This window comes from Pararobbsia alpina (assembly GCF_902859895.1).
GTDB classification, from domain to species: Bacteria; Pseudomonadota; Gammaproteobacteria; order Burkholderiales; family Burkholderiaceae; genus Pararobbsia; species Pararobbsia alpina.
Genome location: NZ_CADIKM010000015.1, coordinates 20,282 through 44,684, shown reverse-complemented (window position 1 = coordinate 44,684; position 24,403 = coordinate 20,282). Strand labels below are relative to the sequence as shown.

Below are 24,403 nucleotides of genomic sequence, written 5' to 3'. Positions count from 1 at the left end.
GGTTAGCAGATCACTGGCCGACGGCGATGCGCTTGCGAGCGACGGCATGCGGCTAGGGTCTTCGACTCGGCTCGAAAACCGGTCGTGCAGTCCCTCTTATACCAGCATGACCGACTACGCATGCTGATACCGGCGCTCCTGCGTCTTGCCACCATAACCATATGCGGCGGCCCTGACATCCTGGACGTAGATGTAGCTCTCCTCATGCAGGTTGCCTAGAAGCCGTTCGAACGCCGCAAAGGCCTCGGAGATGTATTGGGCTTTCTCGGCTTTGGTATTGGTTTCGTCCGTGATCTTGATATCGAAGTAGATGCTGCTCTTGCCCTGCTCTGACAACGACTTTCCTCCGACGATCCAGTCCTCGGGATCGACATACTCGATGGCGATTGCAGTCAAGTGCGGATCCTTGCCCAGAATCCGTGTGGTGAGGTCCAGCAGGATTGCCGATATCTTCGTGGTCAGCTCGCTCGACCTCTTCGCGCCGACCTTCACATTGAGAATGGGCATGTTCAACTCCTTAATTAGCAATGCAACTACAAACAGGAAAAAACCCCCTGAAAGCCAGAAGTGCTGTTGACTCAACGGTCGCCCCATTCGGCGCTATCGATCGACTCTTCCAGTCGGTCTCTCTCTACGTGCTCTGCCAAGCACGAGCGAAGCATAGTCCAACATAGTTCCATATGCAACTATATGACCAACAATCGTCGACCACGATGCACACAGGTATGCATGCGGAAACGCCGGTCGGCAATGAAAACTCGTCGACTACATGTTCCAGCGCTTCAGATACGAATCGATGATTTCCACCAGCCGCGCCCAACCGAAGCTCGGATCGTGGCCGGCATGGACGACTTGGATCGGCAGCGTTTTGAGCCGGCGCAACGAATCGGCATAGATGTCCAGATCCATGCCCGGCCCTTCGTAGACAAGTGGACCGTCGTAGATAAGGTCGCCCGAATAGAGCGCCCCGGTCGCCTCTTCCCAGAGACAGATGCTGCCCGGCGAATGGCCGGGTGTGTGGATGATCTCGAAGCGCCGATCGCCCAGATCGACGATGTCGTCCTCGGTCACCAGGCGGGTTGGCGCCACGCCGCGCAGACGATAGTCAAGGGGGTTGTAACCCGCATGCGGAAAAGCGTCGATCAGCAATTCGTCGAACGGTGGATAACCCGCCTCGACGAACAACTGGCACAGCATGGGCGGAATGTCCGCGCAAACCAGTGTGACGATACCGGACGGATGCTCCATCTGGCTGGCTTCCGCAGGATGGACCCAGCGATGATCGAATTCGTGGATCGCGCCGATGTGATCGATATGCGTATGGGTGGCCACAGCAATGACCTCCCGCTTATCGAACAAGTCAGGAAAACTCTCGCGCAGGGGCACGATACCCATTCCGCTGTCGATCAGCAGATCGCGTTCACTCCCCCGGATATGCCAGAAATTGGCTTGCTCCAGAGGATGTACATAGGGCTCCCAGATCCGGGTCACGCCGTTGTCCAGGTCGAGGCGCCTATACCAGGCACCGGCGACCGGATAGTTCCTGTTGGCGGACAGTTGCTGTGGAGCCGAATCGACACCGGTCCGTGAATTCATGTGATTCCTTTGGTAGCGTCTGTCGACCCACTTCATGACCCACGCAAAGGTCATGCCTAGCTGGATCGATAATGACGATTCCCTACGATACCAGAGGAGCAAGCCGGTCAAGGTCGCCTGTCCAGTCGTTGCGCCGCCGGGCACGCGCCACGTTCGCTATGACGGACTGCATGCGCTGCGCCATCTGCCAGGGCACAGCCCCCACGCCAGCACGCCGAAAAACCCACCTTAAACGCCCAAATTATTCGAATCTATTCGAAAAAAAAGAACATTAGACATCCCGCAGATGAACGATCACATTTTGAGTGCCGGGAGGTCTAAATTCGATATCTAGCGCCACTAGCGGCTCACGTATATTCAAGAATTCGCTACGCACCGCATCCACAAGGTCAACGATGAGCCTCAACGCGTTTATCCAGTCCATACCCAAGGCCGAACTGCATATGCACCTGGAAGGCGCGATCGAGCCCGCCCTGATGCTCGAACTTGCGGACCGCAACGGCGTGAGCTTGCCGTGGCAATCCGAAGCTCAGATCAAGGAAGCCTATCGCTTCACCGATCTTCAGTCCTTTCTCGATCTGTTCTATCAAGGCTGCAAGCTGCTGATCACACGCGAGGATTTTCACGACCTCACGCGCGCGTACTACCAGCGGGCTCACCGGGACGGCATCGTCCACGCCGAGGTATTCCTGTCGCTGCAGAGTCACCTGACGCGCGGCATCGCACTCGATACGATTCTCGACGGCGTGCTCTCGGCGATCGACGATGCGGCCCGGACCGATCAGATCTCGGGCGGCCTCCTGATCGGAATTCAGCGGCACCGTCCCGAGGACGATGCGATCGCCCTGCTCGAGCGGCTGCATCCCTGGCGAGACCGTATTGCGGGATTCGGCCTCGGCGGTGCCGAACGGGGCAACCCACCGGCCAAGTTCGCGCGGTTCTTCGCTCGCTGTAAGGAGCTCGGCTATCGAACGACCGCTCACGCCGGCGAAGAAGGACCTGCGGAATACGTGCGCGACACGGTGCACATTCTGAAAGTGCACAGGATCGATCACGGCAACGCCGCGATGAACGATCCCGAGCTCGTCAGGGAACTCGCGGCAAGCAAGATTCCGTTCACCGTATGCCCGTTATCGAACCTCAAGCTCAATGTCGTCGCGTCACTCGAATCGCATCCGCTACGCGCCATGCTCGAGGCGGGCCTGCATGTCACGGTGAACTCGGACGATCCGGCATTCTTCGGCGGCTACCTCAACGAGAACCTGATCGCCTGCGCGGACGCGCTGGAACTCGACGTCAACCATCTTCACCGCCTCGCGCACAACAGCCTCACGGCTGCATTCATGCCCGCGGCACAACGCGACAGCCATCTTCGGCAACTCGACGCCGTGACCGCTAGCTATCGGGCGAACTGAACGAGAGTCGCCCGTCGCCCACCCCATCGCCCATCGCCCATCGCCCACCGCCGAACACCTGCGGCGGGCGGCCCGTCCTCGCTCACATCACCTTGAATTTCTGCACCTCTCCAAAACGCCGCACGAGATAGTCACCCGCCTTGACCGGCTCGTAGCGCGGAGGATTGTCGTCCGCCTGGCAGCTTGGAAGACAGGCGACTGGCGCGTCGTAGTCGAGATTGAAGAACGTCGGAATCGAGTAGCGTTCCTTGCCCGTTCGATTCACGACCCGATGAAAGTTCGAGACAAACAGGTCGTTGGTCCATACCTTGAACATGTCGCCGAGGTTCACGACGAAGGTGTTCTCGATATAGGGTGCGCTGACCCATTCGCCGTCGCGCTTCCTGAGTTCGAGTCCACCGATCGGATCCTGGGCAAGGATCGTCAGCATGCCGTAGTCCGTGTGCGGCGCGACCCCAAGTGCGCGATCGGTGTCCACCACTTGCGGCGGATAGTGGAAAAGGCGCGACTGGACCATCGGCTTGTTGCACCACTGCAGGAAAAACGACTCATCCTGTTCAAGCGCGAGTGCGAACAGCCGCAACAGGTTTTTGCCGAGTTGCGTCGTGTGCTCGAAATAGCGCATGCTCGCCTGCTCGAGCCACGGCGCCCAGGCGGGCCAGCGATTCGGTCCATGCAGGGGGCGCCGGGCGATGACTTCAGGGTCGTCGAGCGGCAAGTCCAGCGCGAATTCGTAGCTTTCCTTGAGGTCGGGCTCATAGCCCGGATGCTGGTTGATCCCGTAGGGCATGAAGCCACGCCGGAAACGGTCGTCTATCTTATCGTCGAGTCGGAGCGCCTCGGGCTCGGCGAAATAGCGGCGGGTCGCATCGAACACCCCCTCGACGGCCGACACGGGCACGCCGTGCCCCGTGACATAGAAAAACCCCGTGCCGGTACAGGCGGCATGAAGATCCTTGACGAGCGGGTCGGCCGGGCCGCCGGCAAGCCAGCCGGACAGGTCGAGCACCGGCATCTCTGAGAACGAAGCCTGGCGTGGAGCAGGAATCATGGAAGTCCCCTAAACGGTGGAAGGATCATCAGGCGCCGGTCGGATCGACCGTCGTCTCGGCCCAGAAGATGACGCGCCGGCCGATTGCGGCGACAAGTGCATGCAAGCCGATGCCGATCAGCGACAGCACGATCAGGATCGCGAACACGCCGGGCGTATCCATTGAAAAATTGCGCTGCAGGATCAGGTATCCGAGGCCCGCCTGTGCGCCGACGAACTCGCCCACGATCGCCCCGATGACCGCGAGCACGATGCCGATATCGAGGCCCGCGAAGATATAGGTCAAGGCATGCGGGATGCGCACCATCCGGAAGACCTGCCAGCGCGACGCTGTCATTGCCGTCATCAGGTCGACAAGGTCGGCGGGTGCCGAGCGAAGACCGACGATGGTATTGGCCAGCACCGGAAAAAAGACGATGGTCGCCGTAATCACGATCTTCGACGCGACACCGAAGCCGAACCAGACCACGAACAGCGGCGCGATGGCAACCTTGGGCATGGTCTGGAAAGCAACGACGTACGGATAGAGCATGACCTCGGCCCAATACACCTGCCCGATCAATGCACCGAGGACAAAGCCCGCGATGGCACCGATCCCGAAGCCCGCGAGGATCTCATAGAGCGTGACGCCGAAATGCACCGCGAATTCACCGGTACGGACACCGCTCCACAAAGCCTTCGCAACGCCGACCGGCGTCGGGAAGAGCAACGGCGACACATCGAACGCCGAGATCCCTACCTGCCACGCGACGATCACGAATACAAAGAATGCGCCGACCGTCAGGCGCTCGACACGACGGTTCGTCTTGTTCGGACGCGAAGTATTCATTTCAGTCCAGCCCCCCGACGGCATTCAAGTGCGCGCGAATGCCCGACACATAGGCACCGAACATGTCGGTGTTGATGATGCTGATCGGCCGCGGCTTGGGCAGATCCACCTCGACGATCTGCGTGACACGGCCTGGACGCGGCGACATCACGACGACCCGGTCGCCCAGGAAAACCGCTTCCGGAATGCTGTGCGTCACGAGCATGACAGTCGTGCCGCTGCGCTCCTTGATCTTCAGCAACTCGACATTCATGGTCTCGCGCGTCATCGCATCGAGCGCGCCGAACGGTTCGTCCATCAGCAGCAGCGCCGGATGGTTGACGAGCGCCCGCACGATCCCGACACGCTGCTGCATGCCGCCCGACAATTCACGCGGATATTTGGTCTCGAAGCCTTTCAGGCCCACCAGTTCGAGATAGTCCATCGCCGTCTTGCGCGCCGCGGCCATATCGCGGCCCTGCACTTCGGCGGGCACCAGCACGTTCTGGAGAATCGACCGCCAGGGCATCAAGACCGGCGACTGGAAGACAATACCGATATCGCGGTCCGGCCCGATTACGACGCGGCCACCGATCGACACGGCGCCGCTGCTGGGTCGCCCGATGCCGGCGAGAATGCGCAACAGCGTGCTTTTGCCGCATCCGCTCGGCCCCACGACCGTGACGAATTCGCCGCGCCGCACCGAGAAATCGACGTCATGCAGCGCGATCGTGTCATTGCCGTCCTTGCTGCGAAAGACCTTGTTGAGCCCGGCGATATCGAATGCCACGTCGGTCGTGGCGGACACCGACGGTGCAGGCGCGCGCGCATTCATGCGGACTCCATGGCTTCGAACTCTTTGAGTAGATGGTCGATGAAGGTCAGCCCGATGATCGGCAGACTGCGGCCCTCGCGTACGCAGACCGTGAAGGTCTCATGCGTCACGTTGCGATCGACGATCGGAATTTGTCGATGAAACCCCCCTCGCTGCCCACCCAGGGCGGGATGCTCGCACACGATCGCAATCGACATCCCCGCTTTTGACACGCTGCGCAGCAACTCATAGGAGTTGCTCGACAGGACCTTGCGCGGACGGATCCGGGCTTTGGCAAACATGTCTTCGTAGAGACGCTTGGCGCTGATCGCGCCCTCCGGCATTGCGATTCCGTATTCGGCAAGATCCGAGACCCGCAGCGATTTGCGCTCCGCGAGCGGGTGGTCGATATGGACCAGCGCACACGTCGGGACCTCGCGCGTATAGAGATGCCGGACATCGGAGGCGGCCGGCGGATTGAACGTCAGGGACAGGTCCAGTTCGCCGTTGCCGACCATTTCGACGAGCCGTGTCGACCCCGCCACTTCGACGTAATAGGTAATACCCGGAAAACGCTGGTTGAATCGCGCGAGAAACTCGGGGATGAAGTCGCGCGCGAAGGACTCCGGCACGCCCAGACGGAGATGCCCCTTGCGCTCGCCCTTGAGCGCCTCGATGTCCGAGCGGACCCGCTCCATCTCGCTGTCGACGGTAATCGTGTACTGCATGAGGATCTCGCCGGCCGCCGTCAAACGAAGCGCACTGCGGCCGCGGCCGCGCTCGAGCAGCGGCGCGCCGATCTCCTGTTCGAGCAGCAGGACATGGCGGCTGATGGCGGACGGTGCAATGCAGAGCTTTTCCGCTGCGGCGCGATAGGAACCGCATCGCGTCACTTCAGCAAAATAGCGCAGGGCGGTCGCGGAAATCATGTGAATACCAGGTGACGGAACCAAGGCCGCAGCCGGCGTCATGCACCGGCTGCCCACGGGCACTTCAATACGCCGTTCAGGAACCCTTGCAGGTCTTCGCGTCGTTGATCACCGCCTGGTGATCGAAATGATTGACCGCCTCGATGAAGCCCGGCTTGTCGATCAGCAACTGTGCTGGCGGGACTTTCGTCGTGATCTGCTTTTCGTCGAACATGAAGTCCTGGAACCGCGAGTAGGCGTTGACATCCATCGCGCCGATCAGCTTGCCGCCGTTCATCTGATACGCCGCATGCAGCGTGTCGAGCTGGGCATCGAGGAGATTCAGGTCCCAGCGGGCAACGGTGTCAGGGGCCGCGCCGGTCGGCTTTGTGCTCGGGAAATGGGCCCAATGGATCTTGCGGGCGCAATCGGGGTTGGTCCATGCGAAGAGCGTCGCCTCGGCCGCACCTCTCACGATGGCCTCGACCATCGCAGGGTCCTTGTCGATGGTTTTCTGCAGCGTCACCAGCGTGAAATCGGGCATGCTGCTCCAACGCGGATCGTGGAACACACGCAGCTTCGCACCGACATTCTCGAAGCCCGTCAATGCCGACTGCCAGAACATCAACGCCTGCACGCGATCGTTGTTCAACGCATCGAGTGCGGGACCGCCACCGCCGACCGCGATGATCTGCACGTCGGCGTCGGTCATGCCGTTGCTGCGCAACATGCTCTTGAGCAGCGCCATGCCACCTGTCGCGAAACTGACGATGCCGATGCGCTTGCCCTTGAGGTCCTTGATCGATCGAATCGGGCCGCCGTCCTTGACGGCGAGACCCCAGTCAACCACCCCGTTGCCCATGATTCCACGCAGCGCCACATGGCTTTCGGTATTCGCCTGGATGAGTCCTGTCGAATTCGCCTCCGCGAACTCGATATCGCCTGCGGCAACTTGTTGCATGCCTTGGGTCGAGCCCGAGACACCGATGACCTGCACGTCATAGCCTGCGTCACGCCAGTAGCCGAGCGCGATGGGAAGCGTGAGCCATGGATAGGAAGCGTTCACGACCTGGCTGCCCACGGCGATCGTGACTTTCCTGAGCGGACGCGTCTGAGCCTGTGCCGATCCGGCTGTCATCAACCCCGTTGCGATGGCGAGCGCGGCAAGCGCGCGCCCGAACTTCAGGGGCACGACAGCGGTAAGGCGGCCCAGCTTCTTCGACAGCATGGCAAGTTCTTCCCGTAAACGTTAATTCACGGGAATTTATCACTGTCAAAAGTCGCGCAAGACATCTTATTTCGGGACTTATGTTCTTAAATTTGGAACATAGAATTGACTTGTTCGAATGTGCCTGTTCGCGCCGCCGCTTGCCGGGAGCGAAGACTCGAGGCCAGGACCCGGCCTGTTCACGTCACACTCAAGCTTTCATTCTCCTTGTTTCTTGAAGAGTTCAATATGTATGCTCGACAAGCGACGAGTTATTCGACTTTCGATAGGGAGGAAGCCATGCTCACAGGCGGCTGTTATTGCGGCAGTGTGCGATACGAGACGGACGGTGTGCCATTCAACCCCAACATTTGTCACTGTGTCGATTGTCGACGCGTATCGGGTGCACCCGTCGTCGCATGGTTCAGCGTCAAGCCGTCGCAGTTGCGGTTCGTCACCGGCGAGCCCAGATACTTCGCATCGAGCGAGAAAGTCCAGCGCAGTTTCTGCCCCGACTGCGGTACGCCCTTGACCTATTGGAACAAGGACTATCCGGACGAGATCGACATCTCGACATGCAGCCTCGACAAGCCGGAATCCGTCCCGCCGGAAAATCAATGTTGGACCACCAGAAAATTGCCCTGGGTTCATATCAACGACGATTTGCCGATGCGCCCGGGTTGATGTCGCGTGAAACGCGATCGACCGAGGCCTGAGCCTGCCGCTGCCTAGCTCGTCAGCTCATGCAGCCGGCGCATGCCTTCTCTCAGCCATTGGAACAGGCCCGTTTCGGTCTGGACGGCCGGCGCCTCTTCGTGAATGAACGTCCGGCTGTAGTCCTGGCGTCGCGCGAGCATACGGCACATCGTCTGACCGAGTTCGGGGCGTTTCTTGAGTAAAGGGGTGAGTTCCTCCTTGTCAAGGCGATACAGGATCACGCGCGTCATGGCGATGATATCCACGGTCATTGGCACGCCGGACAAGACGCCTGATTCACCGAAAGCCTCACCGGGCCCCAGCCGCGCGATTTCGACAATTTCGTTCGGCTGGCCGGGGCTCTTGCGGTTGACAGTGACCGACAGCACGCCTGAGGCGATGATCAGCAGGCATTTGCTGATCTGGTCGGCTTTTACAACGGTCTGCGAGACTTCGTATTCGTGCCGCGACATGCGGCTCGCGAGTTGGCGGATATCGTCGCGATTGAGCACTTCGAACATCTCGACTCTCGAGAGCAGCCTCACGCGATGATCGGACTGTTCATCGGGCGGCGGAGCAGGTACGCCGAGCGGGCGCAGGTCAATCTGCGCGGCGGCAAGATGGCGGTAGGCGAGGTCGAACAAGGCGTTGGTCGCCTCGACCTTCTTCGAACCCTGGTCGACGAAACAGGTGATTTCATATGAAATGGATTGGGTGCCGGCGCGGCTGACAACGACTGCCGGCGCCGGATCGCGCAGCACGATCCGGCAACCGTAGACCGCGCGCTCGAGCGCCGCGACAACGACAGCCGGCCGCGCTTCAGGCGTGACTTCAAGGGTGATCGTCACGCCGTTGAGCGTGGCCGGCCGGCTCACATTCGTGATCTTCGTCTTTGCCGCGACGTTGTTCGGCACCACGACGGTATTGCCCTTCGCATTCAGGATATGCGTCGCGCGCCAGTTCATTTCGACGACGGTGCCTTCCACCCCGTCGACATTGATCCAGTCACCCGGCTGATAGGGCTGCGTCGTATTGATCACGAGTCCCGAGAATACGTCGCTCAGCGTGCTCTGCACGGCCAGCCCGATGATGATCGCCAGCGCGCCGGAGGTAGCGATCAGTCCACGCACGGGCCAGTGCAAGACATAGGCGATCGATGCCACCATTGCGGCGAGAAACACCACGGCGCCGAGCAGGTCCTGGAACAGCCGCTCCTGATGCCAGCTCCGCCGCATGAACACGACGTCGAGCAGCATGACCCCGAGCCGCGCCCCCATCAGCCACCACAAAATTTCCAGCACCTGCGAGACGATCTGGACGACCGGCTGCCCTGGCCATGCGGGGCCCTCGATGGGCGACATGCCATGCGTGAACAACAGCCACGAGAAACCCACGAACAACACGAGGCGAATCGCGGTCAGCGCGAGTTTGTGCCGGGGCGCGATGGCACGCCACGTGACGAGGTAAACAACCACGATGGCCGCGCCGAGTATCTGGGGATTCAAGGCAGTCCTGATGCGGGTGTGAACGGCACTACTCTATCCGATTTACCGGAAACCGCGTGCGGCGCGGTTCAATATGCGCGGCCCCTTTCAACGTGCTCAACCGCCAGCCCCGATGGCCTGCGGCGAATACCCCCTTTATTCTCCGCATATTCTGCGGAGAATAACCTGTCTATGCGGAGATTGAGCCTCATAATCTCCGCATGAAACGCGGAGATTGGCTCTATATCTGGCAGGCGCCTGAATGGCCTGCGATGCGCTACGACCTGTCGAGCCTTGCCGGGCCGCTCGCTGAAGTGTCGCGTGCGCAGGGCATCCTGCTCGGCCGGTTGGCCGACGTCGGCATGGGGCTGCGCGATCAGGCCAGTCTGACCTCGCTCACCGAAGACGTACTCAAGACCAGCGAGATAGAAGGTGAACGGCTCGACGCACAGTCCGTCCGATCATCGATTGCCCGCCGCCTCGGTATAGATATCGGGGCGCTCGCTCCCGTCGACCGGCATGTCGAGGGCGTGGTCGAAATGGTACTCGACGCCTCGACACGCTGTGACGAACCTGTCGATGAAGAGCGATTATTCGGGTGGCATGCGGCCCTGTTTCCCACCGGCTTCAGCGGCATGTCGCGAGTGAGAGTCGGCCAATGGCGTGACGATGCGAGCGGCGCGATGCAAGTCGTTTCCGGGCCCATCGGCCGGCGCAGGGTCCACTTCGAGGCACCGCCCGCCGACAGGCTCGGCCTGGAGACTCGTCGTTTTCTCGAATGGCTCAACGGCGATTCCGGGGAGCCACCGGTACTCAAGGCGGGGCTCGCTCATTTGTGGTTCGTTACGCTGCACCCGTTCGACGACGGCAATGGCCGCATCGCGCGGGCGATCGGAGACTTGCTGCTGGCACGCGCGGACGGCAGTCCCCAGCGTTTTTATAGTCTTTCCGCGCAAATCCAGCGCGAGCGCAAGGCCTACTACGACATTCTCGAACGCACCCAGAATGGCACGCTCGACGTGACCGCATGGCTCGCTTGGTTTCTCGAAGCCCTCCATCACGCCGTCGACCATGCCGAGCACAACCTCAGCGCCGTGTTGGGGAAGACGCGCTTCTGGCAGCGCTGGGCAAACACACCGATGAACGCGCGCCAGATCAAGATGCTCAATCGTCTATTCGACGGCTTCGACGGCAAGCTCACAAGCAGCAAGTGGGCGGCAATCGCCAAGTGCTCTCCGGACAGCGCCCTGCGTGACATCGGCGAACTCGTCGCACTCGGCGTCCTGCGCAAGTCCGCGGGAGGTGGACGCAGTACGTCCTATGAACTCGCGGACTGACTGCTTTCAGAATGTATCATTCGTCCGGAGCACGCCAATCGCGTGGCCCCCTTATTCGCAGCGGTCGTGGTATTCCGATCGCGGAGAAACCCATGACGAGATTTGTAAAGGCCCTGTTCGGCGACGAGCGGGGTCAGTTGCGACAGAAGATTTCAGCTTTGTATGCGCTGCTGGTTGCTTTCAATATTGCTGCCTGGACCTGGGCATTCGTCGCTTTTCACCATTACCCCCTTTTGATGGGCACGAGCCTGCTCGCCTACTCGTTCGGCCTGCGCCATGCCGTCGACGCGGACCATATCGCGGCGATCGACAACGTCACGCGCAAGCTCATGCAGGCCGGCAAGCGGCCGATCACCGTCGGCCTGATGTTTTCGCTCGGTCATTCGACGATCGTGGTGCTCGCCTCGGTAGGCATCGCCGCGACAGCCATGGCCTTGCAGCACCGCATGGACGGCTTCAAGGAAGTCGGAGGCGTGATCGGCACACTGGTGTCGACGGTCTTCCTGTTTGCGATTGCCTGGATGAATCTGCTGATTCTTCGCTCGGTCGTTCGCGCCTTTCGCCGCGTACAGCGGGGCGAGCCCTATGTCGATGAAGACTTCGACATGCTCCTCGCCAACCGCGGCTTTCTCTCCCGCCTGTTCCGGCCGCTGTTCGGCCTGATCACGAAGAGCTGGCATATGTATTTTCTGGGCTTTCTTTTCGGGCTCGGCTTCGATACCGCGACGGAGGTCGGCCTGCTCGGCATCTCGGCAGCCAGTGCCGCACAAGGCATGCCGATCTGGTCGATTCTCGTGTTCCCGGTATTGTTCACGGCCGGCATGACGCTGATCGATACGACCGACAGCATCCTGATGCTCGGCGCCTATGGATGGGCATTCGTCAAACCGATCCGCAAGCTCTACTACAACATCACGATTACGACGATCTCGGTCGTCGTGGCCCTCATTGTCGCCAGTATCGAGGGGCTCGGCCTGGTCGCGGACCGATTCCATCTGGGTGGTGCATTCTGGGAAGGGATCGGCAGCCTGAACGACAACTTCGGCTTGATCGGCTATGTGATCATCGCGGTGTTCCTCGTCAGCTGGCTCGTGTCTGCCGCGATCTACAAGTGGAAACGGTTCGAAGACATCGAGATTCGTTCCGAATCGGCCTGAGGCCCCGGGGCCGTGGCCTTGCTCGTTCGCGCTTTCACGATTGCGATACCCGACCCGTTGGGACCATGACTGATCGGACTCGTTACGTCGCCTTTTGAGGTTAAAGCTATGATCGTCGAGTAGCCGCTCGCTGTGGCGGCAGCGCTATTTGTCTTGTTGGCAGGTTCATCTAGTTGGCAGGTTCAACGTGACCGACCCCCTACACTTGAGACGTGCGACTCTCGAAGACGTGGGCGCAATCAGCGATGTCTATCTGCGCTCTCGCCAGACGATCGCGGCCTACGCCCCTCTGATGCATTCGGACGAGGAGGTTCGCCAGTGGATCGCCGAATTCCTGGTGCCTTCCGGTGAAGTCACCGTCGCGCTCGATGGCGACCGCATTGCCGGCATGAGCGCAATGTCGCGTGCCTATGGCGTCGTATGGCTCGACCAGCTCTATGTATCTCCCTCATCCTTCGGTCTCGGCATCGGCTCCCGCTTGCTTGCCGACGTCATCGATCGCGCACTTACCGTCGTTCAACTCTACACCTTCGTACAAAACACACGTGCACGCGCTTTCTACGAACGGCACGGCTTCGAGGCGATTGAATACGGCGACGGAAAGAACAATGAAGAAGGCTGCCCGGACGTGCTGTACCGCCTGCCGTACCGCGATGCCTGCAAGAGATGACGCAGCTCCCCTCAGCGACGGCGAGCACGATAGGCGGCGTTACGCTATCGTAGGCGCCTCGGTCGCCCACGCTTGGCGGCCTTGACTGCAAAACGTCGTCCCCCACCACCAAGGAGAATCCATGAACATCAGCATCATAGGCGCCGGCAATATCGGTGCGGTACTCGCATTGCGACTCGTCGAACGTGGCCATGAAGTACGCATCGCCAATTCGCGCGGTGCCGAGACGCTGGGGGAAATCGTCCGGCAGACGGGCGCTCAAGCCGGCAATCCAAAGGACATCGTGCGTGGGGCCGACGTGATCGTCGTGACGATTCCGCTCAAGAACGTGCGCGACCTCCCGTCTGACCTGTTCGCCGGCGTGCCCGACACGGTCACCTTCATCGATACGTGCAACTACTATCCGCAACAGCGCGACGGACGCATCGCCGAGATCGAACAAGGCTTGCCCGAGAGCCGCTGGGTGGAACAACAGATCAAACGACCCGTCATCAAGGCGTTCAACAACATCTATGCCGCCAACCTGCGCGACAAGGGTGTACCCTCCGGCAAGGCAGGCCGCATCGCGCTGCCGGTCGCGGGTGACAACGCGGCAGCAAAGGCCATCGTGATCGGGCTCGTCAACGATCTCGGTTTCGATGGTGTCGATGCAGGTCCCCTCGACGAATCCTGGAAGCAGCAACCCGGATCACCCGTCTACACCAGCGACTTCGATGCCGCCGGCGTGCGCAATGGGCTCAATGCGGCCAGCCCGCAACGTACGGCGGACTGGCGCGCAAAGGCTTGAGCTCGCCTGAGCTTGCTTGACGTGGTTGAGGTGGGTTGAGGTGGATTGAGGTGGCTGGAGGGTTGGCTTTGAAGGCCGCTCGGCCACCTCGACGAACGGCAAGCGCTTCACGGCCCTGCCGTTCCCTTGCTTTTGTCATGTGCCGCCCTCACCCGGGCGGAATTTGGTCTACTTCAAGGCGCGTCTACCGCGTGGATACGGCTGCCTGAGCCTCGCCTGCTTTAGGTGCTTTAGATGGATAGGGCATCGCCAGCAAGATGACGGCGATGGCCGCCGAGGCATTCTTCAAGGCCCGCGCTTCACCGGGCGCGAGTCGACAGGAATCGTGCTTGCGCAGCACCGTCTCGCCGTCGTCAGTCACGACCGTCACCTCGCCCTCGAGTACGACGTAGTGCTTTTCGACGGCCGATGCATCCGATGTCGTGTGGCCGCCAGGCTCGAGCGTCGACACGCCGAGCCAGAGCGTATCGGCAGGCCCGGCTTCATGGCCTTGCAGGCGCACGCAGCCCATCTGGAAATGATTGGCGGGGTAATAGGCGGGGGCTTCGGAAAAGCGAGTGACGTTCATTGTCTGGAACCTCTTTATGCAAACGATTGCATTATAAAAACTCCTGTTGTCCCGGTCAATTGACAGAGGCTCGCCCTGCACACGGGAGCGTATCTTGCTCTAATCGCATCTGTTGCAATGATCGCCTTGCGGCGCCCAGGAGAAACATCATGGTCAAAGTTGCATTGTTCGTTCGGATGGAAGCCAAACCCGGCAAGGAGCAGGAGGTCGAAGACTTCCTCATCAGCGGTCTTCCGCTCGTGCTTGGCGAACCCGGCACGACGGCATGGTTCGGCATCCGTATCGGACCGACGACGTTCGGCATCTTCGATGCGTTCCCTGACGAGGCGGGGCGCCAGGCCCACCTGTCGGGCAAGGTTGCCGCCGCGCTGATGGCGAAGGCCGGCGACCTGTTCGCCAGCCCGCCGACGATCGAAAAGATCGACGTGCTCGCCGCCAAGCTGCCGGGCTGATCGTCGGAGCCGCCATGTCAGAACCTTTCACTGCTTCCCTTGCTTCCTCGCCGTCCACGCAATCCGGCACCGCGGCGCGCTTCCTGCATGAAATCTGGGGCGCGCTGGGCGGCGATGCGCAGGCGCTGCACCGTGCCGCATTCACGGCGTCCGGCAACCTGCCTTCGGCTTTCGCGGCCACGGACCTCGCGGCTGCATCGATCGGCTCGGCCTGTCTGGCGCTCGCAGAGTTGGTTCGTGCCGCGAACGGCACGTCGCCGCGCGTCAAGATCGATCGCCGGCTCGCCTCATTCTGGTTTGCGACATCGTTGCGGCCACAGGGCTGGCAGCCTGCGCCGCTCTGGGATGCCGTGGCGGGCGACTACCGGACGGCCGACGGCTGGATCCGCCTCCACACGAATGCCCCCCACCATCGCGATGCGGCCCTTGCCGTACTCGATGTGCCGGTCGACCGTGCCCAAGTGGCCCAGGCCGTGGCGAGGTGGAACGCGACCGCGCTTGAAACCGCGGTGGTCGGAAACGGTGGCTGCGCGGCCGCGATGCGCACCATCGACGAATGGGCCGTCCATCCCCAGGGTCGCGCGGTGGCGGCCGAGCCCCTGTTCCATATCGCAGCACCGTTTGCGGCGGCGGCGCCCCGATGGCGTGTCGCGTCCGAGCGGCCCTTGCGCGGCCTGCGCGTGCTGGATCTCACGCGGGTGCTCGCGGGGCCGACCGCGACCCGCTTCCTGGCCGGGTTCGGTGCTGAAGTATTGCGTATCGATCCACCGACCTGGGATGAGCCGGCCGTGGTTCCCGAGGTCGTCCTCGGCAAACGATGCGCGCGGCTCGATCTGAAGAACGCGGCCGATCGCGAGCGCTTCGAACAACTGCTCAGCGACGCCGATGTGCTGGTTCACGGCTATCGGTCCGACGCGCTCACGTCGCTGGGGCTCGGCGAGGACCGACGCCGCGAACTCAATCCCGGCCTGGTCGATATTTCGCTGGATGCGTATGGATGGTCGGGCCCGTGGACGACCCGCCGGGGCTTCGACAGCCTCGTCCAGATGAGCACGGGCATCGCCGATGCGGGAATGCGCGCCGCGGCTCGCGACAAGCCAACACCGCTCCCCGTGCAGGCCCTCGATCATGCAACGGGGTACATGATGGCCGCGGCAGCGATTCGCGGGCTGCTGCACCGCTTCACGACGGGCGAGGGATACGGCGCACGCATGTCGCTTGCGCGCACAGCCCGGCTGCTCGTGGACGGCGCCGGTGGATCGCCCGACGACACGGGTGCGCTCGCAGTCGAAACGGCCGACGACCTCGCCGACACGATCGAGTCGACCTTCTGGGGACCCGCGCAACGCGTCAAGCCACCCGCGTTCGTGGACGGCGCGCCGATGCACTGGGACATCGCGGCCGCGCCGCTCGGTACATCACCAGCGGCATGGTGAAACGGCTGGCCGAGTGGCGCCCGGTGCTGTAGCACACAAGCGTGGCTGACACCCCGTCCGCCACGCTCTCAAAGTTTTTCGCTTTCCTGCCCTTGACAACCGCCACGTCGTCGCCCAATACTAAACCTTATGGTTAATCATTCAGATCAGGCGCTCGACGCGGTCTTCGCCGCCCTCTCCGACCCCACGCGCCGCGCCGTGCTCGAACAGCTCGGCACGGGCAGCCAATCGGTGACCGAGATGGCGCAGTCCCACGCGATGTCGCTGCCCGGCTTCATGAAACACCTGCGCGTGCTCGAGCAGGCAGGCCTGATCGACCGCCTCAAGGAGGGCCGGGTCGTGCACTGTGAATTGCGTGCCGGTCCGATGCGCGATGCGTCGGACTGGCTCGCGAAGTACGAGAAGTTCTGGACCGGTCGTCTCGACGCACTGGGCCGCTATCTCTATCACCAGGAGGAGGTTCAACCATGGACAGCACCGACATCGACGAGCGCCCCAAGCTCTACTTCAAACGCGTCTTCAACGCCGCGCCCGACAAAGTCTGGCAAGCGTGGGTCGACCCCGAAGCGCTGAAGCGCTGGTTCGGGCCCAATGAGCCCGACCCGGTCCTCGTCGCGGAAACCGATGTACGCGTCGGCGGCCGCTACCGCATCGTCTTCCGGTCCAATGGCGAGCAGCACGAAGTCAGCGGCGTGTACCGCGAAGTCGACGCGCCGCGCAAGCTCGTCTTCACCTGGGCGTGGAAAAGCACGCCGGAGCGCGAGTCGCTCGTGATCGTCGAGCTCGTTGCGCTTTCTCAGGGAACCGAACTGCACTTCCGGCAAGAACAGTTCTTCGATATCGAAGCCCGCGACGCTCACGAAAAGGGATGGACCGGCGCCTTCGAAAAAATCGCACGGTATCTCGATTCGCTCTGAATCCTTTTTTCACGGGAGTCAACGACGATGCAAACCGATCACGCAGTCGTATCGCAGGACCAATGGCTCGACGCGCGCAAGGCGCTGCTCGAGCGTGAGAAAGCCTATACCCGGATGCGCGACGAGCTCGCGCGCGAACGCCGCGCACTGCCGTGGATTCGTGTTGACAAGCCTTATGTCTTTGAAGGCCCAAGGGGCAGGCAATCGCTCGCGGATCTCTTCGCGGGTCGCAGCCAGCTGATCGTCCAGCACTTCATGTTCGGTCCCGACTGGGAAGAAGGCTGTGTCGGCTGTTCATTCCAGGTCGATCATGTAGAGGGCATACGGGTTCACCTCGAGCACCACGATGTCAGCTTTGTCGCGGTATCGCGTGCGCCGTACGCCAAGATCGAAGCGTTCAGGCGACGCATGGGCTGGCAGTTGAACTGGGTCTCGTCGTTCGGCAGCGACTTCAACTACGACTTCAATGTGTCGTTCGGCCCCGACGATGCGCAAGACGGAGTCTTCTACAACTACCAGCGTCAGCCATTCATGATCGACGAACTGCCAGGCAACAGCGTGTTCTACAAGGACGACGAGGGGCAGGTATTCCATACCTACTCGACTTATGGCCGCGGCTTCGAAGAGGTCCTCGCCGCCTATGCCTGTCTCGACATCACGCCGAACGGCCGCAACGAGCAAGGGCCGGGGCACAACCTGACCGACTGGGTCCGCCATCACGACCGCTATGCAGACAGCAATAGAGCGGGTGAACAGGCCGGCACATCCCAGGCGGCCGGCGGCGAGGCATGTCACGGTAGCGTCCGGGCGGACGCCACGCACTAGCGGTGTACAGGCCTAGATCATGTCCGTCCAGGCCGTCGCACGCATGCTCAGCGTGGAGACCCGGGCGGGCGTCAGGCGCCCGAGCGCCTCGCACCCTGCCGCGATCGCATCGGCATCGCCACGCTCGACCGCCTCGGTGACCTTGAGCATATCGCCAAGCCTGCCTTGGCGATCCACCAGCGCGTCTCGCAGGGGCTGCGCAAGACCGAGTTCGCTGCACAGCTTCGGCGTCGGCATATCGAGAATCACGTGGGCGAACGACAACACGCCGGCCATGAAGGCGGCATCGACACTCGCATTGACGTCGGCAGCCGCACCGAACTCGCCGGCCAGAAGCTCCATCAATCTGGCGCGCGTGCCGACGAGCTGGAACAGCGGGTCCGCCTCGGGCGCCAGCGAACTGCCGTCCGCATAGACGAGCAACTGAACCCAGCGCGCAATCTTGAGCGTGCCGACGGCGAGAATCGCCTCGCGGATCGAAGCGATCCGCCGCGACGCGCCATACGCGGTCGAGTTCGCGAAGCGCAGCACGCGCATCATCAATTGCGGGCTCCGCTTGAGCGCCTGCTCGATCTCGGGAATATCGGCCTCGCGCGACAGCGCGATCAGCATATTGAGCACACAGCGTTGCGCCGGTCCGGTGCAGCGCGTCCTCAGGACCTGCGGCCGCGCGAAGAAGTAGCCCTGGAAGAGATCGAAACCCAGCAGTTTCGCCAGATCGAAATCGGCCCGGGTCTCGACTTTTTCGGCCAGCATCGTCTTACGCTCGCGCTTGAGGAGGCCGGCGAGTTTCGGCAGGCGAGTCCGGTCGCATGCGAGGAAATCGACCTTGACGAGATCGACATGCCGGATGGCGTCGACGAGTTCGGGCGTCCACCCTGCCACGTCGTCCATGGCGAGCCGGAAACCGGCCTTGCGCAGCTCGGCGCAACGCCGGATCAAATCCGCGTCGAATGCCGTGTCTTCAAGGATCTCGAGAACGAAGCGTTTGCGCGGAATCAGGTGAACCACATCGCTGAACAGCAGCTCACGCGAGAAATTCAGGTAACCCAGATGCGGCCCGATCGCGTCGGCAAGGCCGAATTCGCCAAAGGTCCGCGCCAAGACGTAGGCCGTCGCCTCCAGATCGCTTTTGATGACCGCACGATTTTCGCCGCTCGCACGAAACAGCAGTTCGTAGCCGTGCAAGGCACCGCCGTGTTCGAGAATCGGTTGCCGGCCGAGGTAGGCCAGCGCCGACTGTGCCAACTTGCGTTCCATGCGCGCTGCGGCGATCACTGGCTCAACAATCAGGGACTCGGTGGCCTGTTGAACCGATTGCATATAAGGTGAGCTCCGATGCGTTACCAACTCTTTCCAAATAGACCGGATGCCGTTTACCCGCCGCTTGGGCAGGGCGTGAACAGACTCCGCCCACATAATAACGGCAGGTCGGAGCGCATTCTTGATAGCAAAATGGTCATTGAAGTCGATTTTTGTCGGCACCCATAAAAATCGACATCTTCCTGCAAAACGATCCCTATTTCAGCCCCTCGAGCAAGGCCTTGTAGAACGCGGGCGGATCCTGCATCTGGGGGGCGTGACCGAGATCCGCGAACTCAACGAGGGCGGCATTCGGAATCGCCGCCGCAGCCCGCCTGCCGAGTTCAGGATAGTGTCCGATGACAGCCTGCACTTCGGGAGGGGCGGCGTCCTTGCCGATCGCAGTGGTGTCCTTATCGCCGATCATCAGCAAGGTCGGCATTTTCAGGAGGCCCAGTTCATAGACCACCGGCTGGGTGTAAATCATGTCGTACAGCAATGCGGAGTTCCACGCGACGATCTGCTTGCCGGGCCCGCGGTACATGCCCGCGAGCATCTGCACCCATGGCTCGTAGGCGACGCGCCATTCACCCGCGTAGTACGTCGCCCGTTCGTAGCGCCGGATGCCGTCGGCGCTCGTCTTCAGCTCGCGCTGATACCACTGGTCGACACTGAGCGACGGAACGCCCTTGGCCTTCCAGTCCTCGAGACCGATCGGATCGACCAGCACGAGTTGACGTGTCTGCTGCGGATACATCAAGGCGTAGCGCACGCCGAGCATGCCGCCTGTCGAGTGTCCGATGATCGTCGCCTGCGCGATGCCGAGCGAATCGAGCAGCGCATGTGTGTTGCGTGCGAGCTGCTGAAAGCTGTACTGATAGTGCGCCGGCTTGCTCGATTTGCAAAAGCCGATCTGATCGGGCGCGATCACGCGATAGCCGGCCGCCGTGAGCGTGCGGATCGTGCCCTCCCAGGTTGCCGCGCAAAAGTTCTTGCCGTGCAGGAGGACCGCGGTACGGCCATTGGACGTCGCGGTCGGCGGCACGTCGAGGTAGGCCATATGCAGCGACTCGCCCTGCGAGTCGAAACGGTATTGCGAAACGGGGAAAGGATACGAAAAGCCTTCAAGTTCGGGACCATAAGCGGGTCCATCGGCGGGTCCGCCAACTGGGCCATCCGTTGGTCCGGCAACGGCACTCGCAGCGACAGCAGAACCCGGATTCTCGCCAGCCATCGCGGTGGGCGCGCTGAACGATGCCGCAAGTGCGATGCACAGCGCGGGCAGCATGACCGCCATGTGGATCGATCGGCGTTCCGGCACACACGCCGAAGCCCACTTTTCAATACGCCCTGCGACAGTTGGCCACGGACTCGAGAAGCCCGGAAAAGAAAGAACGGACATGACATTCCCATTGGATTTCAAGTTAGCGAACTGTATCGCGAAGCGCGCGATTTCGCTGTAATCTGGTGCGCTCGCGCAAGCACGGCGCATGACGACGAGGAAAGCATTCATGACCGACGACAGCCAGATGCAAACTCGCCACGGCGGACGTGTGCTCGTCGATGCCCTGTCGCACAACGGTGTCGATACGGTCTACTGCGTGCCCGGCGAAAGTTACCTGCCGGTGCTCGATGCCCTGTATGACGCCCCCGGCATCCAGACCATCGTCACACGCCATGAAGGTGCGGCGGCGAATATGGCCGATGCCTACGGCAAGCTGACCGGCCGCCCGGGCATCTGCTTCGTCACGCGCGGTCCGGGTGCAACCCACGCGAGCATCGGCGTGCACACCGCAAGGCAGGACTCGACTCCCATGATCCTGTTCGTCGGCCAGGTCGAGACGAAGTTCATGGGACGCGAGGCATTCCAGGAACTGGACTATCGGCAGGTGTTCGGTACCCTTGCAAAATGGGTCACCGAGATCGAAACGTTTTCGCGGATTCCGGAGATCGTCGCGCGCGCCTTCGCGGTCGCGACATCGGGACGGCCCGGGCCGATTGTCGTGGCGCTGCCGGAAGATGTGCTGTTCGCGAGCGGCAAGGTGGCGGATGCGGGCACGGCCCAGCCTGTGAGCGGTTCGCCCGGCGAAGCGAGCCTGCAGTCGCTGCGAGCACTGCTCGCCCGCGCGCAGCGCCCTCTCCTGATCGTTGGAGGCACGGGCTGGGACGCCCAGGCGCGCGCCTCGCTCGCAGACTTCGTACGGCTGAACGACCTGCCTGTCGCCGCCTCGTTCCGCCGCCAGGATCTGTTCGACAACGACGACGAACACTATGCCGGCCAGATCGGCATTGGGATCTCGCCCGCGCTTGCCCAGACCGTCAAGTCCGCCGACCTGCTGATTGTGCTCGGTAGCCGCCTCGGCGAGGTACCGTCGGGCGGCTACGAACTGGTCCGCAGCCCGGTTCCCGTACAGACGCTGGTGCATATCCATCCGGATCCGCAGGAACTCGGCCGTGTGTACCAGGCCGGGTTACCGATCAATGCGGGGGTCGCCTCGACGGCTCGTGCGCTCGCGCAACTCGCACCCGTTGCATCGGCCGCCTGGAAAACGTGGCGTGCCGACGTACGCCAAGCCTATCTCGAACACTCGACACCCCTCACCCGCGCCGAAGATGCAGCCTGCGTCGATCTTGCCCAGGTCGTGCTCTATCTGCGCGAGACCCTGCCGCCCGATGCCATCATTGCCAATGGCGCCGGCAACTACACGGTATGGGTCCACCGCTTCTACCGTTACCGCCATCCCGCGACCCAGCTCGCGCCAACCAGCGGCGCGATGGGCTACGGCTTTCCCGCTGCCATCGCCGCCAAGCTCAGGTACCCGCGGCGCACGGTCGTCTGTTTCGCGGGCGACGGATGCTTCATGATGTATCCGCAGGAACTCGCGACAGCGATGCAATACGGCGCGGCTGTCATTGTGATCGTGGTGAACAACGGCATGCTCGGCACGATCCGGATGCATCAGGAACGCGAATATCCCGGCCGCATATCGGCGACCGGACTGCGCAACCCCGACTTCGTCGCCTTCGCGAAATCGTTCGGGGCCTATGGAGAACGCGTCGAACGCACCGAAGCGTTTCCTGCGGCGTTCGAACGCGCGCAACAGGCAGGCGTCGCGGCCCTGATCGAACTACGGACCGACCCGCGACAGATCACACCCGCATTGCGGTTGAACAGCACGGACGAGTGAGGCGCGCTCGGCACGCGGCCCGTGCTGCTTGGGACCTAGCCAGGGAGCTTGTCGAGGACGCGCAGGATGCTGTTCTCCAGCAGCTCCGGTGCCTGCCCGCGAAAAACAGCGACATGGGCGGCCTGGCTATGGACCTGAAGCAGTTCAGCGCTTTCCCACAGCTCGATAAAGACGAAGGTGCGCGGGTCCTTGATATCGCGGTGCAGGTCATAGGTAATGCAGCCGGCATCCCGGCGACTCGGTTCGACCAGCGCTTGCAACGCGGCCTCGAGTTTGGCTTCCTGACCGGGCTTGGCGGTATTGATCGATACGACGGCGACCTGCGACATGAATGACTCCTCGTTTGAAAAGGCATCCACGATACTGAGGTTTGCCGAAACTGCTGTAATCCTGTTCGCTTCGGCTCCCGGGTGCACATTCCTTAAAACATCGCTGTACTCAGCTTCTGCAGCGTAGTTCGGGAGAAACGCAAATCGAAATTTTGATGAACTACGCTCTGCGCAGCGACGCAACTCTCGTTCATCGGGCATTTGCCTCATTTAATTCAAGAATAAATGATTGTTTCAATCAAAGCCACGTCGTGCCGCCTCCTGCCTTGACGGCTCACGCTCTAGAAATAGATGTGTTTACCTACACATGTTTGTCCATACTGTGTACGTTGTACTTGCGGATTTGGACTTGCAATGCAATTGGGCGATACTTCCCGCCGTCGGCCCGAAGTAAGCCTCGCCTCAGCCAGAAATCGGTTACTCGACCGAACCACTGACAGGCGACGCCCTCTTTCAAAAGAAGAATTTTTGTGAATTCAATCGCACTTGAACCTTTAGCATTCGGTCATTTTAATTCTTACATGTGCGCCACGCATAAAAAAATAATATGAACCAGATATTGAAGTCATCTCCGTTATTCCGTAAGCTGCGCGCTTGCCGCTGATTTTAATCCGGTGTTTCACCCTTATTCACCGATCGCGTAGAACCCGTTTATTGCAAACAGACAGGAGCCCCTGCTGTGTCAGTAGCCGAACGCACGCAAGATGCTTTACTTCGCCCCGCCTTGCTGCGGGCCGCTGTTTCATTGATCGAGGAAAGTGGCATCGGGGCGGTATCCGTGCGCGAAGCGGCCAAACGCGCAGGTGTCTCACCCTGCGAACCGTTCAATTTCTTTGCGAGCAAGGGTGAATTGCTGACGGCCATTGCCGAAGAGGCCATGGAGAGCCTCGTCACGGCCCTGCAGGCGGCAATTCTCGACGCCTCGCATTCATCGGCGATGAATCAGTGCCGTGCGACGGGCCATGCCTTCCTGCGTTGGGCCTTCGACAATCCCGTCCATTTCCAGGTGATGTCGACCCCCGCATTGCTCGACTTCGAAAGCTCGGGGCTTGCCGCGAGCCAGCAACACATTCGCGCGGGCCTCAAACGCCTGATTGCCGCCGCAGCCGCGGAGGGCGACCTCTACTGTGTATCGGTCGAAGACACGCTTCTGGCAGCGCGCGCCTTCGTCTATGGTCTTGCCCGCATGCAGATCGATGGCCAGATGCCGGGCTGGGGCGTGCCGCGTGAGACTTCGCTCGAAACCATGCAACGGCTCTTCGATGCCTATCTGTTCCGCCTGCGGCGCGGCTGAAGCGCCGGCAAACAATCGGGGACGCGCACCGCGGTGGCTGGCATGCTTGACTAGTCGAGCCGCCCCAGCACGGACAAGCGAATCCGAACCGAATTTTCATCGCTTTCAGGATCACCGCGCGATCGCCAAGCACAAAAAACCCACAAGACTCAGCGACTTCAC

At 61.5% G+C, this 24,403-nt stretch carries 25 protein-coding genes; 13 read left to right on the top strand and 12 right to left on the bottom strand.

The window, feature by feature from the left end; all coding sequences use genetic code 11:
• Nucleotides 1–114: 114 nt before the first annotated feature.
• Nucleotides 115–507 carry a tautomerase family protein gene (locus HV670_RS16220; RefSeq protein ID WP_175105821.1) on the bottom strand — a complete coding sequence of 131 codons (393 nt, stop codon included), beginning with the start codon at nt 505–507 and terminating at the stop codon, nt 115–117.
• 258 nt (nt 508–765) lie between these two features.
• Nucleotides 766–1,596 carry an MBL fold metallo-hydrolase gene (locus tag HV670_RS16215; protein WP_175105820.1) on the bottom strand — a complete coding sequence of 277 codons (831 nt, stop codon included), beginning with the start codon at nt 1,594–1,596 and terminating at the stop codon, nt 766–768.
• Nucleotides 1,597–1,991: 395 nt separating this feature from the next.
• On the opposite strand from HV670_RS16215, the gene HV670_RS16210 reads away from it, so the two are divergent.
• Nucleotides 1,992–3,011 (top strand): adenosine deaminase, encoded by a 1,020-nt coding sequence (locus tag HV670_RS16210; RefSeq protein ID WP_175105819.1) that lies wholly within the window; start codon nt 1,992–1,994, stop codon nt 3,009–3,011.
• A gap of 82 nt (nt 3,012–3,093) precedes the next feature.
• Here the strand turns inward: HV670_RS16210 and HV670_RS16205 are convergent, their stop codons facing one another.
• From HV670_RS16205 to HV670_RS16185, 5 genes are all read right to left on the bottom strand, one after another.
• The gene (locus HV670_RS16205) at nt 3,094–4,062 is read right to left on the bottom strand and encodes an isopenicillin N synthase family dioxygenase (RefSeq protein WP_175105818.1); all 969 of its coding nucleotides are present in this window, start codon (nt 4,060–4,062) and stop codon (nt 3,094–3,096) included.
• A gap of 28 nt (nt 4,063–4,090) precedes the next feature.
• Complete coding sequence (locus HV670_RS16200) at nt 4,091–4,891, bottom strand: ABC transporter permease (protein WP_175105817.1); 801 nt, start codon at nt 4,889–4,891, stop codon at nt 4,091–4,093.
• Between the two features lies 1 nt (nt 4,892).
• Nucleotides 4,893–5,705, bottom strand: a complete 813-nt coding sequence (locus tag HV670_RS16195) for an ABC transporter ATP-binding protein (protein ID WP_175105816.1) — start codon at nt 5,703–5,705, stop codon at nt 4,893–4,895.
• Nucleotides 5,702–6,613 (bottom strand): LysR family transcriptional regulator, encoded by a 912-nt coding sequence (locus tag HV670_RS16190; RefSeq protein ID WP_175105815.1) that lies wholly within the window; start codon nt 6,611–6,613, stop codon nt 5,702–5,704. The genes HV670_RS16195 and HV670_RS16190 overlap by 4 nt, the downstream gene beginning before the upstream one ends.
• Before the next feature lie 76 nt (nt 6,614–6,689).
• Nucleotides 6,690–7,820, bottom strand: coding sequence for an ABC transporter substrate-binding protein (locus HV670_RS16185; protein ID WP_246257526.1), 1,131 nt, complete (start codon nt 7,818–7,820; stop codon nt 6,690–6,692).
• 279 nt (nt 7,821–8,099) lie between these two features.
• Between HV670_RS16185 and HV670_RS16180 the strand changes: the two genes are divergently transcribed.
• Nucleotides 8,100–8,483 (top strand): GFA family protein, encoded by a 384-nt coding sequence (locus HV670_RS16180; protein ID WP_175105896.1) that lies wholly within the window; start codon nt 8,100–8,102, stop codon nt 8,481–8,483.
• A 44-nt stretch (nt 8,484–8,527) separates the two neighbouring features.
• Here the strand turns inward: HV670_RS16180 and HV670_RS16175 are convergent, their stop codons facing one another.
• A complete protein-coding gene (locus HV670_RS16175) occupies nt 8,528–10,000 on the bottom strand; it encodes a mechanosensitive ion channel domain-containing protein (protein ID WP_175105814.1) in 1,473 nt (490 codons plus the stop codon).
• Nucleotides 10,001–10,200: 200 nt separating this feature from the next.
• Between HV670_RS16175 and HV670_RS16170 the strand changes: the two genes are divergently transcribed.
• The 4 genes from HV670_RS16170 (at nt 10,201) to HV670_RS16155 (ending at nt 13,930) form a co-directional block, all read left to right on the top strand.
• Nucleotides 10,201–11,316, top strand: coding sequence for a Fic family protein (locus HV670_RS16170; RefSeq protein ID WP_175105813.1), 1,116 nt, complete (start codon nt 10,201–10,203; stop codon nt 11,314–11,316).
• A gap of 92 nt (nt 11,317–11,408) precedes the next feature.
• Nucleotides 11,409–12,473: a HoxN/HupN/NixA family nickel/cobalt transporter gene (locus HV670_RS16165; protein WP_175105812.1), complete on the top strand. Its 1,065-nt coding sequence runs from the start codon at nt 11,409–11,411 to the stop codon at nt 12,471–12,473.
• 205 nt (nt 12,474–12,678) lie between these two features.
• Nucleotides 12,679–13,143 carry a GNAT family N-acetyltransferase gene (locus tag HV670_RS16160; protein ID WP_175105811.1) on the top strand — a complete coding sequence of 155 codons (465 nt, stop codon included), beginning with the start codon at nt 12,679–12,681 and terminating at the stop codon, nt 13,141–13,143.
• Between the two features lie 85 nt (nt 13,144–13,228).
• Nucleotides 13,229–13,930 (top strand): NADPH-dependent F420 reductase, encoded by a 702-nt coding sequence (locus HV670_RS16155; protein ID WP_281362411.1) that lies wholly within the window; start codon nt 13,229–13,231, stop codon nt 13,928–13,930.
• A 184-nt stretch (nt 13,931–14,114) separates the two neighbouring features.
• Here HV670_RS16155 and HV670_RS16150 read toward each other — a convergent pair whose 3' ends face one another.
• Nucleotides 14,115–14,498, bottom strand: a complete 384-nt coding sequence (locus HV670_RS16150; RefSeq protein ID WP_175105809.1) for a cupin domain-containing protein — start codon at nt 14,496–14,498, stop codon at nt 14,115–14,117.
• A 149-nt stretch (nt 14,499–14,647) separates the two neighbouring features.
• Between HV670_RS16150 and HV670_RS16145 the strand changes: the two genes are divergently transcribed.
• From HV670_RS16145 to HV670_RS16125, 5 genes are all read left to right on the top strand, one after another.
• The gene (locus tag HV670_RS16145) at nt 14,648–14,950 is read left to right on the top strand and encodes a putative quinol monooxygenase (protein WP_175105808.1); all 303 of its coding nucleotides are present in this window, start codon (nt 14,648–14,650) and stop codon (nt 14,948–14,950) included.
• Nucleotides 14,951–14,964: 14 nt separating this feature from the next.
• Nucleotides 14,965–16,386, top strand: coding sequence for a CoA transferase (locus HV670_RS16140; RefSeq protein ID WP_175105807.1), 1,422 nt, complete (start codon nt 14,965–14,967; stop codon nt 16,384–16,386).
• Nucleotides 16,387–16,515: 129 nt separating this feature from the next.
• Nucleotides 16,516–16,959: an ArsR/SmtB family transcription factor gene (locus HV670_RS16135; RefSeq protein ID WP_175105806.1), complete on the top strand. Its 444-nt coding sequence runs from the start codon at nt 16,516–16,518 to the stop codon at nt 16,957–16,959.
• Nucleotides 16,854–17,303, top strand: a complete 450-nt coding sequence (locus tag HV670_RS16130; protein WP_175105805.1) for an SRPBCC family protein — start codon at nt 16,854–16,856, stop codon at nt 17,301–17,303. Before HV670_RS16135 ends, HV670_RS16130 begins: the two co-directional genes overlap by 106 nt.
• 27 nt (nt 17,304–17,330) lie before the next feature.
• Nucleotides 17,331–18,128, top strand: a complete 798-nt coding sequence (locus HV670_RS16125) for a DUF899 domain-containing protein (RefSeq protein WP_175105804.1) — start codon at nt 17,331–17,333, stop codon at nt 18,126–18,128.
• Nucleotides 18,129–18,140: 12 nt separating this feature from the next.
• On the opposite strand, the gene HV670_RS16120 is transcribed toward HV670_RS16125, so the two are convergent.
• Together HV670_RS16120 and HV670_RS16115 are read right to left on the bottom strand one after the other, a co-directional pair.
• Nucleotides 18,141–19,451 carry an EAL and HDOD domain-containing protein gene (locus HV670_RS16120; RefSeq protein ID WP_175105803.1) on the bottom strand — a complete coding sequence of 437 codons (1,311 nt, stop codon included), beginning with the start codon at nt 19,449–19,451 and terminating at the stop codon, nt 18,141–18,143.
• Between the two features lie 196 nt (nt 19,452–19,647).
• Nucleotides 19,648–20,718, bottom strand: coding sequence for an alpha/beta fold hydrolase (locus HV670_RS16115; protein WP_175105895.1), 1,071 nt, complete (start codon nt 20,716–20,718; stop codon nt 19,648–19,650).
• A 223-nt stretch (nt 20,719–20,941) separates the two neighbouring features.
• On the opposite strand from HV670_RS16115, the gene HV670_RS16110 reads away from it, so the two are divergent.
• On the top strand, nt 20,942–22,618 hold the full coding sequence (locus tag HV670_RS16110; RefSeq protein ID WP_175105802.1) for a thiamine pyrophosphate-binding protein: 1,677 nt from the start codon (nt 20,942–20,944) through the stop codon (nt 22,616–22,618).
• 35 nt (nt 22,619–22,653) lie between these two features.
• On the opposite strand, the gene HV670_RS16105 is transcribed toward HV670_RS16110, so the two are convergent.
• A complete protein-coding gene (locus HV670_RS16105; protein WP_175105801.1) occupies nt 22,654–22,947 on the bottom strand; it encodes a putative quinol monooxygenase in 294 nt (97 codons plus the stop codon).
• A gap of 679 nt (nt 22,948–23,626) precedes the next feature.
• Between HV670_RS16105 and HV670_RS16100 the strand changes: the two genes are divergently transcribed.
• A complete protein-coding gene (locus HV670_RS16100; RefSeq protein ID WP_175105800.1) occupies nt 23,627–24,241 on the top strand; it encodes a TetR/AcrR family transcriptional regulator in 615 nt (204 codons plus the stop codon).
• Nucleotides 24,242–24,403: the final 162 nt, after the last annotated feature.